This is a genomic window from Streptomyces sp. NPDC050388 (assembly GCF_040655635.1).
Classification (GTDB): domain Bacteria; phylum Actinomycetota; class Actinomycetes; order Streptomycetales; family Streptomycetaceae; genus Streptomyces.
In genome coordinates, this window is the sequence record NZ_JBFAKH010000085.1 from 22,679 (window position 1) to 29,646 (window position 6,968).

The following is a 6,968-nucleotide window of genomic DNA, read 5'->3' on the forward strand; positions in this document are numbered from 1 at the left end:
TGTCTGAGTAACGGCCCGAGCACGGGTGGGGAAATTCAGAGAGCCTCATCACCACTCGGTGGCCTCCACTCAGTAGACGATGTCCGGCATCGTCACCACAGCCAGGCGGTGGAGTGCCGCACCCGGGACAGAGCACGCGCGTCGCGGCGCGCGGCCGCGTTGCCGATCCGGTTCTGCCGGGACCGGGGCCTGCGCGACTGCCCGGCGACGAACCGGCGACGTCCAGCGTCCTGGAGCCGCCGCCGCTGCTTGCGCAGCTCTGCCTTCTTCGCCGCCTTCGACTTCGACTTCCGGGGCCGCTTCCAGACCGGCTGCCACCCCAGCGGCTCATCGGGCTCTCGCTCCTGGTCCTCATCGAGCGCGGCAGCCATCTTCTTCGCGGCGGCGCGGGCGCAAGCAAGGGCTTCCTCAGGGCTGGGCTGTTCTTCCGGGGTGCTCACGCGACTCCTCCTGTGGTCCGGCCCGGCGTGTGCTGGGTGCCGGGCTGCTGGGTGTGCGGCGGCGGGGCCGTCGCCGGGGCGAGCTGCGGTCGGGGGCCAAGGGCGAGAGCACGCTCCCGGGCGCCTTCCCGGACCCTGGCGAGGGCGGCCTCGGCGAGCGTCCGGCGGGTCTGCTCCACCGTGTCGACGTCGGTCGTCTGCTCCGGAGCGCGGCTGGCCTCCCGGCCGGTGTGGAACGGCCGCGGGCGCGACCTCGAGGCTGCGGGCACGGCGACAGTGCGCGGCCGGGTGCGGGAGCCCAGGCGCTCCGCGCGACGCACGGCCTGGGCCCGGACCCTCAGCGCGTCGGCGGCGAGGCGGGCCCGCTCGTACGGCGAGGCGGTCCGTTTGCGGGTCAGCGGGCGCAGCACGGCCTGGTCCTCGGTGTCGCGGGGGTACAGGGCGCGCAGGTCGGCGGTCATCATCCGTCGGCCGGCCGGGCGGGTGTAGTCGTCGACGACCGCCTGCACGATCTGTTCGTCCAGGCCCACCTGGTGGGGCCAGCCGCGCAGGACGTAGGAGAGGTGGCGGCGGGCTTCGGCGAGCAGATGGTGGCGCTTGAACGCGCCGCGCATCACGTACACCACGGCGACGACGTCGACGGCCGCCAGGGCTATGTCAACCACCGGCCGGACCCGCGCCCACACCGCCGCGGCCGCCGCCCGCGCCCGCTCCGCCAGCCGGTCGATGACGTCGGCGCCGTAGGCCCGGATCGCTGAGTCGCGCCATCGCTTGCGCAGCTCGGTCAGCGACAGCAGCACCGTGCGCTTGGGCGGGCGTGTCTGGTCGGCGGCCTGGCAGGCCAGCGCGTAGGCGGCTCGCTCCCCCGGCGGGTGCCCCTGCCGTTCTTCGTACTTGGCGGTGAGGACGGGCAGCGCGTCCTCGATCTGCTGGCGGCGGGTCGACTGCCAGCCGATGAGCCGCTGGTCGATGTCCGCGATCTCCATGACCGGCCGGCGGCCGGGCGTCACCTCGCGCGGCTCCCACACCCACCCGAGCCGGGCGGACACCTCCTCCATGAAGTACAGGGTGTAGAGGGTGTCGGCCGCGACGATGTGGGCCAGCATTGAGTCCGCCGACAAATTCCCCCACGTCCCGTCCGGCCGCCGGGCGCGGATCGACACCACCGCATGATCGTGAAGGAGTGGCTTCGACTCCGCAGCTCGCGACTCGTAGTGCCGGAAGACCGCGACGATCAGCCCGTCTTTGACCCGGGCGCGATGCTTACCGCCGCCTTTCCAGCGGATCTCCGCAACCGCATCCTCCATCCACGCCAGCGCCTTGTCCCGGGAGATGTCCTGGCACAGCTCCAACACCAGGCGGGTCTCGTCATCCCCGAACGCCCACGCGATGTGTGCCGTCGGCGGGGGCCGGAACACCAGGTCCATGCCCAGCCAGGGCGTCCGCTCCTTGGCCTTGTCGGTCTTGGGCGAGCGGTTGTGCTCGATGGGCCTGCCCAGCACGGTCGCCCGCCGGGCCTGCGCCGGGCTCTTGCCCTCCGCCAGACGCTCACGTTCGATCCGGTCGGCGTCCGGGTGCCGGCCTTCCCCCAGGAGCAGTTCGGCCTGCCGCTCGGTCACCACATCTCCAGCCGCGAGGCCGACCGCGGCCAGTCCCCGGCCCTTCCAGACGCCGGGCGGGACACCGGCTTCGTCCTGGGCGGCGCGCAGCGGCGCGCCCGCCGGGCGGTGGCCGTCGCCGACCATCACGCCGCGGAAGAGATAGCGCCACCCGTTCCCTGGGCGAACCTCCGACATGCTGATCATCGGGCCATGGAACCCCGCCGCTGACCTGCACAAAAGCGCGATTCGAAGTCCTTCCCGTCGGGCGGGAGGCCATCACCAAGCCTTTACTGGAGCGCCCGCCAGGCGGGCCGCCGCGGCAGCCCGAGACGGTAGGCCGTCGATGTGTGCACAGTCCCGCCCATGACAATCACTAGGTATGGAAAGCCCTGCCCTCTCTGCCGCACGCCGCTGCTCGTGGACGTGTACCAAGTCCACTCCGCACAGTCCGACTTCCCCACGGCTGAGCGCGTCACCGGACTCCGCTGCCCTGGCTGCCAGGCGGCCCGGTCCGAACAGTGGACGGAGGTGATGCGAGCCGTCTATGGCGATGCCTGACGACGTCGTGCGAATGCTGCGCTCATCGTCAGCTGATCACTCACGAGCCAAGTCGACAACGTTGGGAGCGGCTTGGTGTCTCGTAGCTGACAACGGCGTGGGCGGAGTCTCTGCCGTGAGTGCTCGTTCGTGTTGTCCGCCGTCGGTCGGTCCTGGATGCCGGGCTTCCTATCGATAGTCTTCCCCCCATGAGTTGGGCGCATCGACTGAAGGTTCTGACATGAGCAGAGTGCTGGCTGTGTACAGCGAGAAGGGCGGCGTGGGCAAAAGCGCCCTGTCCGCAGGCCTAGTTGCGGCCGCGCGAAAGCGGAAGCTCAGTGTCATTGCGGGAGATCTGGATCCGCGAGGAACCTTCACGGCAGAGCTGGGCATTTCTGCCGATGAAGCGCCGGCCTTCTCCATGAACGACCTGCTGGCGCTGGACCCACAGGGAGAGACTGGCCTGGCCGCAGATGCGTTCGCTGAAGCTGGGAAGGCCTGGTCCGGCGTGCAGGTCATCGCCGCGGAACGGGCTCTCGCCAACCGGGAGACCGACAACATGGCTGTCGGTCTTGAGTTCCGGCTACGGCTGGGGCTGAAGGGCGTAGTCGGGCCCGACAAGGTCGGCATTCTGGACCTGCCGCCCCGGGCTGGCGGAAAGCTGGTGACGTCTGCTCTCGTGGCAGCCACCGACGTGCTCATCCCGGCAACCCTGGATGAGGACGGCCGTATCGGCGCAGCAGAAGCCCTGAGCACGATCAAGCTCGTCAAGGATCTGGGCATGAACCCGGACCTGAGGGTGGTGGGGATCATCCCGTCGATAGTGCCGGGCGGCCGCAGCACGCTGAAGGACGCCATAGGGGCGTACCTGGCAGACACCTACGGCTCCCTCTACCGGGACGACCTGGTGATCCCTCGCCACTCGGTGCGCCAGCAGACGCGGTTTGCGTGCGTGCCGATCACCGATGCGCCGGGCCGAGAGGCGCAGGTGCTCACTGACGCGTACGACCGGATTCTCATGGCATCAGGAGTGGAAGCGTGAGCGGCAACAGGCTGATCGCGGCAGGTACCAACCGCCTGAAGAAGGCTGCGGATTCGGCTGTCGACCCGGCGGTTCCGGCTGAGCTGCAGAAGCGCGCGGCGTCAGACGCCGTGAAGCAGGGCACGGTCGATGGTCAGGAGCCCAGCGTCTTCGCTCATGGCCGGGTTCTCAGCGCTGACGACATCGTCGGCACTCTTGAGGAGCAGTTGGCCTACGTCACCGAGCGCCTGCACGAGATCGACCTCGCGGGCAAGCGTGCCGAGGACTTCACCGTCCTGAACAAGGCGGTGCTGCTGGAGGTCGCCCAGGAGCGCGAGCTGCACCTGGTGGCCGGCCATACTAATTTCTCGGTGTGGGCTGCGGGCGTGCTCGACGTCGAGCCGAAGTATGTGTTCGAGCTGTTGCAGGACGCAGCGCGTATCCGGGCGATCAGTGAGTTGGGGCCCGATCTCGCGCAGCACCTGACCCGGGCGTCGGCCCGCAAGGTCATGGCGGAGGTGATCACCAGCCAGGGCCTGGAGACCGCTCAGGTCGTCATGACCCAGGGCTTGGCTCAGGCAGCGGAGCAGGGCAAGAAGCGGCCTACCGCCTCGCTGCTTGCCTCGATCGCAAAGAACCTGACTACACCTTCGATTCCTGCACAGGAGCCGAGGTCAGAAATTTCTGACCCCCCGGCAGCGCCATCGGCGCCCGGAGCGATCACGTCCTTGGAGCGAGCAGCCACCTCACTCAAGGAACGTGTCTACTCGCCGCTGGCCCCTGCTGCGGTCCAGGCCGCCCTGGAAGACGACCCGGCCGTGACGCGCGAGCACCTGGAGCGCTTGGAGACCGAGATGCAGCGAGTCACGAAGAGGCTGGCCGCCGCCAAGCGTGCCGTTGCCGCAGCCTCGGAGCAGACCAAAGCCGCCACCAGCTGAGTTGGGAGCAGGGGTCAGAAATTTCTGACCCCTAGGCGATCGCGACGGCCCTGAAACAGAAAAAGGCCCGCACCTCCCGCGCGTGAACGCGTGGGAGGTGCGGGCCTTTGCCGTGTTCGGTCGTGCGTGTCAGGCCGCCCACGTCTTGGTGATCACGCGCTCACCCCTTCGACCACGTCGGCCAGGAGCGCGAGGATGTCGGCCTCGTACGGTTCGGTGAACAGCTGGTGGCCGCTGACGTTGAACGGGGCGGGCCGCGCGGACACCCTGTAGCCGGGTACGGCGGTGGTCTCCCGTCCTTCCAGTGAGGCAGTGAGCAGGTCGGCGTCCTGGGACGCGTGCCGGGCCTGGGTGTACGGGCCGAGGCGCAGCAGGGTGTAGCCCTTGCCGTCGGGCTTCCAGGCCTCCACGTAGATGGCGTAGTGCGCCGGTTCCATACCGACGTCGGCCGGGAGGTCCAGGCCCGCCGCGGCGTGGGTGAGCGGTGCGTAGGCCGGATCCCACATACCGAGGATCTTGTCCGTCTCGCAGCGCAGCCAGCCCAGCTTCCGGTAGCGCTCGCCGTAGGGCATGTGCTGGCCGGCCGGGTGTTGCAGGGCCACGGCAATGATGTCGGGCCCGTGGTCGTCACCGGGACGGATGTGGGCGCGCTCGATGAACGGCCCGACCCTCACGGCGACGTCTTGGTAGCGGCCGGGCGTCCAGGGCTCCGGGTTGCGGAGGGTGGCGATGGCGTCGAGGTGCGTGCGAAATTCGTCGACGGCAGCCTGATCCTCTCGGGTGAGGGCGCCGGGCGCGTGGCCGCAGCGTCGAAACATGCGACGGGTCATCGGGCGGTCTCCTGCTCGGTGTTGGCGGTGCGAGGGTCGGTGGGCGTCTTAAGGACTCGCGGCAGATGGACGTGCAGGTGCTCCACTTCGACCTCGCGGCCGCGGTCCCGGATTGCTCGGGCAAGGAGTTCCGTAAGGCCGCTGGCACGATGGCGACCTCCTGCACAGCCGATGGCGATACGGCGGGGACCGGCGGGAAGGGCCGCGTAGTCGGCGAGGTTGGCGAGCAGTTCGCGGGCGCCGGGGGTGTTGAGGACTACGTCTTGGGCGCGGGGGCGGAGGCCGTCCAGGTCGAGGATGTCGCGGGCGGCGGCCGGGTCGCGGAGCCGGTCGCGGACGTCTTCGATCCGGTCGGCGGCGGGCGGGACGGGGGAACCGTCCGGACCGGTGGGCAGGTGCAGGTAGCCGAACGAGATCAGGCGGATCGGGGGCAAGGGAGCCTCCTGCTCGACGGTGAGGAGCGGGCACACGGGCAGCGCCGCGCCCAACCGGGAAGGGCCGGGCGCGGCGCTGCGGGGTGCTGCTACTGGGTGGTGGTGTTGGTGACCACGAGGAACTGGTCGCTCGCCAGGTCCATCACGACCCGGGCGTCCGTCGTGCCTTGGGCGCGCTGGGCGGCGGCGTATTCGTCGGCGGGCCAGGAGCCGCGGGGGTGGCCGGCGGGGAACCGCGCCAGGACGGTGCGCTGCGCGGGAAGGGCCGTCGTCATCGCGTGCCGCCGTTCTCGTGGGCTTCGATCAAGTCGCCGATCGCATCGGGGCTGGCGGCCTCGCCGACCCAGCGACCGGAGGCGGTGAACACCGGCACGGCGTCGCGGTCGGCGTCGAACACGGCGACATAGATGCCGAACCGCTCCAGCACGAGGTCGTAGAGCACGGGGGCCGGTGCGGCCTCGAGGACCTCCAGGCCGTCGACGGTGAAGTGGGCAGGGGCCTCGAGGTCGTCGGGCTGAACGACGGTGCCGGTGACGCGCACGAGGTCGCCGGGCTGGATCTCGCGCAGCAGTACGTCGGCGATGCGCGGGTCTCCGGTGGTGCAGGCGTACACGGTGTCCGGGGCGTCGGGGGCGATCCGGTCCGCGTCGGCGGGGGAGTGGATCAGGTCGAAGCGGGCGGTGCCCCAGCCGGTGCCGGGGGCCGGGATTGCGTCGACGTAGCCGTCTATGGCCAGGTGCGTCTGGGGGTTCATCAGCGGGCCTCCGCCAGGGTCTTGGGGGAGCGGGGTCGGGGGGAGCGCTGCGCAAGGTCGAGGAGCTCGCGGTTGCGGCGCTGCTGGGCGGGGGTGAGCGGCCGGGCCTTTGGGCCGCGGCGGTGCCAGAGCGGCGAGGCCGGCGGCTCCGGGTAGGCGAGGGTGCGGTCGACGTCGGGCTGGGTGCTGCTCATGGGGCCTCCAGGTGGAGGGAGAGGTCAGGCGTGGTCGGTCGTCCCGCCGCCCTTGGGCAGGTCGGAGACGAACCGCGTCTCGCCGGGGTGTGCCGCGTTCCAGAGCTCCGCGCAGACCTTGTGAACGGGCTCTTTGGCGTGGGACCTCAGCGGGGTGGTGGTGCCGCACAGCACGCACGGTGCGGGCGGGCCGAAGTGCTTGTAGTGGCGCCAGTTGAG

General features: G+C 70.3%; 10 protein-coding genes. 2 read left to right on the plus strand and 8 right to left on the minus strand.

The window, feature by feature from the left end; all coding sequences use genetic code 11:
- Positions 1–92: 92 nt before the first annotated feature.
- Positions 93–440, minus strand: a complete 348-nt coding sequence (locus AB0I73_RS33330; RefSeq protein WP_363043720.1) for a hypothetical protein — start codon at positions 438–440, stop codon at positions 93–95.
- Positions 437–2,245: a MobF family relaxase gene (mobF, locus tag AB0I73_RS33335; protein WP_363043722.1), complete on the minus strand. Its 1,809-nt coding sequence runs from the start codon at positions 2,243–2,245 to the stop codon at positions 437–439. Before mobF ends, AB0I73_RS33330 begins: the two co-directional genes overlap by 4 nt.
- Positions 2,246–2,819: 574 nt before the next feature.
- On the opposite strand from mobF, the gene AB0I73_RS33340 reads away from it, so the two are divergent.
- On the plus strand, positions 2,820–3,620 hold the full coding sequence (locus tag AB0I73_RS33340) for a ParA family protein (protein WP_363043724.1): 801 nt from the start codon (positions 2,820–2,822) through the stop codon (positions 3,618–3,620).
- Positions 3,617–4,537 (plus strand): hypothetical protein, encoded by a 921-nt coding sequence (locus AB0I73_RS33345; RefSeq protein WP_363043726.1) that lies wholly within the window; start codon positions 3,617–3,619, stop codon positions 4,535–4,537. Before AB0I73_RS33340 ends, AB0I73_RS33345 begins: the two co-directional genes overlap by 4 nt.
- Before the next feature lie 152 nt (positions 4,538–4,689).
- Here AB0I73_RS33345 and AB0I73_RS33350 read toward each other — a convergent pair whose 3' ends face one another.
- The 6 genes from AB0I73_RS33350 to AB0I73_RS33375 all read right to left on the minus strand — a co-directional run.
- Positions 4,690–5,367 (minus strand): hypothetical protein, encoded by a 678-nt coding sequence (locus AB0I73_RS33350; protein ID WP_363043728.1) that lies wholly within the window; start codon positions 5,365–5,367, stop codon positions 4,690–4,692.
- Positions 5,364–5,801 carry an RNase adapter RapZ gene (locus tag AB0I73_RS33355; RefSeq protein ID WP_363043730.1) on the minus strand — a complete coding sequence of 146 codons (438 nt, stop codon included), beginning with the start codon at positions 5,799–5,801 and terminating at the stop codon, positions 5,364–5,366. The genes AB0I73_RS33350 and AB0I73_RS33355 overlap by 4 nt, the downstream gene beginning before the upstream one ends.
- Positions 5,802–5,890: 89 nt before the next feature.
- Positions 5,891–6,076 (minus strand): hypothetical protein, encoded by a 186-nt coding sequence (locus tag AB0I73_RS33360; protein ID WP_363043732.1) that lies wholly within the window; start codon positions 6,074–6,076, stop codon positions 5,891–5,893.
- On the minus strand, positions 6,073–6,555 hold the full coding sequence (locus tag AB0I73_RS33365; RefSeq protein ID WP_363043734.1) for a hypothetical protein: 483 nt from the start codon (positions 6,553–6,555) through the stop codon (positions 6,073–6,075). The genes AB0I73_RS33360 and AB0I73_RS33365 overlap by 4 nt, the downstream gene beginning before the upstream one ends.
- Entirely contained in the window at positions 6,555–6,749 is a 195-nt protein-coding gene (locus tag AB0I73_RS33370; RefSeq protein ID WP_363043736.1) for a hypothetical protein, read from the minus strand. Before AB0I73_RS33370 ends, AB0I73_RS33365 begins: the two co-directional genes overlap by 1 nt.
- Positions 6,750–6,773: 24 nt before the next feature.
- A partial coding sequence (locus AB0I73_RS33375) for a hypothetical protein (RefSeq protein WP_363043738.1) occupies positions 6,774–6,968 on the minus strand: 195 nt, incomplete at its 5' end.

Bases quoted from the DNA above. Each gene is read 5' to 3' on its own strand.
- mobF (WP_363043722.1), bottom strand. From the start codon at position 2,245: ATGATCAGCATGTCGGAGGTTCGCCCAGGGAACGGGTGGCGCTATCTC.
- AB0I73_RS33340 (WP_363043724.1), top strand. From the start codon at position 2,820: ATGAGCAGAGTGCTGGCTGTGTACAGCGAGAAGGGCGGCGTGGGCAAA.
- AB0I73_RS33350 (WP_363043728.1), bottom strand. From the start codon at position 5,367: ATGACCCGTCGCATGTTTCGACGCTGCGGCCACGCGCCCGGCGCCCTC.
- AB0I73_RS33360 (WP_363043732.1), bottom strand. From the start codon at position 6,076: ATGACGACGGCCCTTCCCGCGCAGCGCACCGTCCTGGCGCGGTTCCCC.
- AB0I73_RS33365 (WP_363043734.1), bottom strand. From the start codon at position 6,555: ATGAACCCCCAGACGCACCTGGCCATAGACGGCTACGTCGACGCAATC.
- AB0I73_RS33370 (WP_363043736.1), bottom strand. From the start codon at position 6,749: ATGAGCAGCACCCAGCCCGACGTCGACCGCACCCTCGCCTACCCGGAG.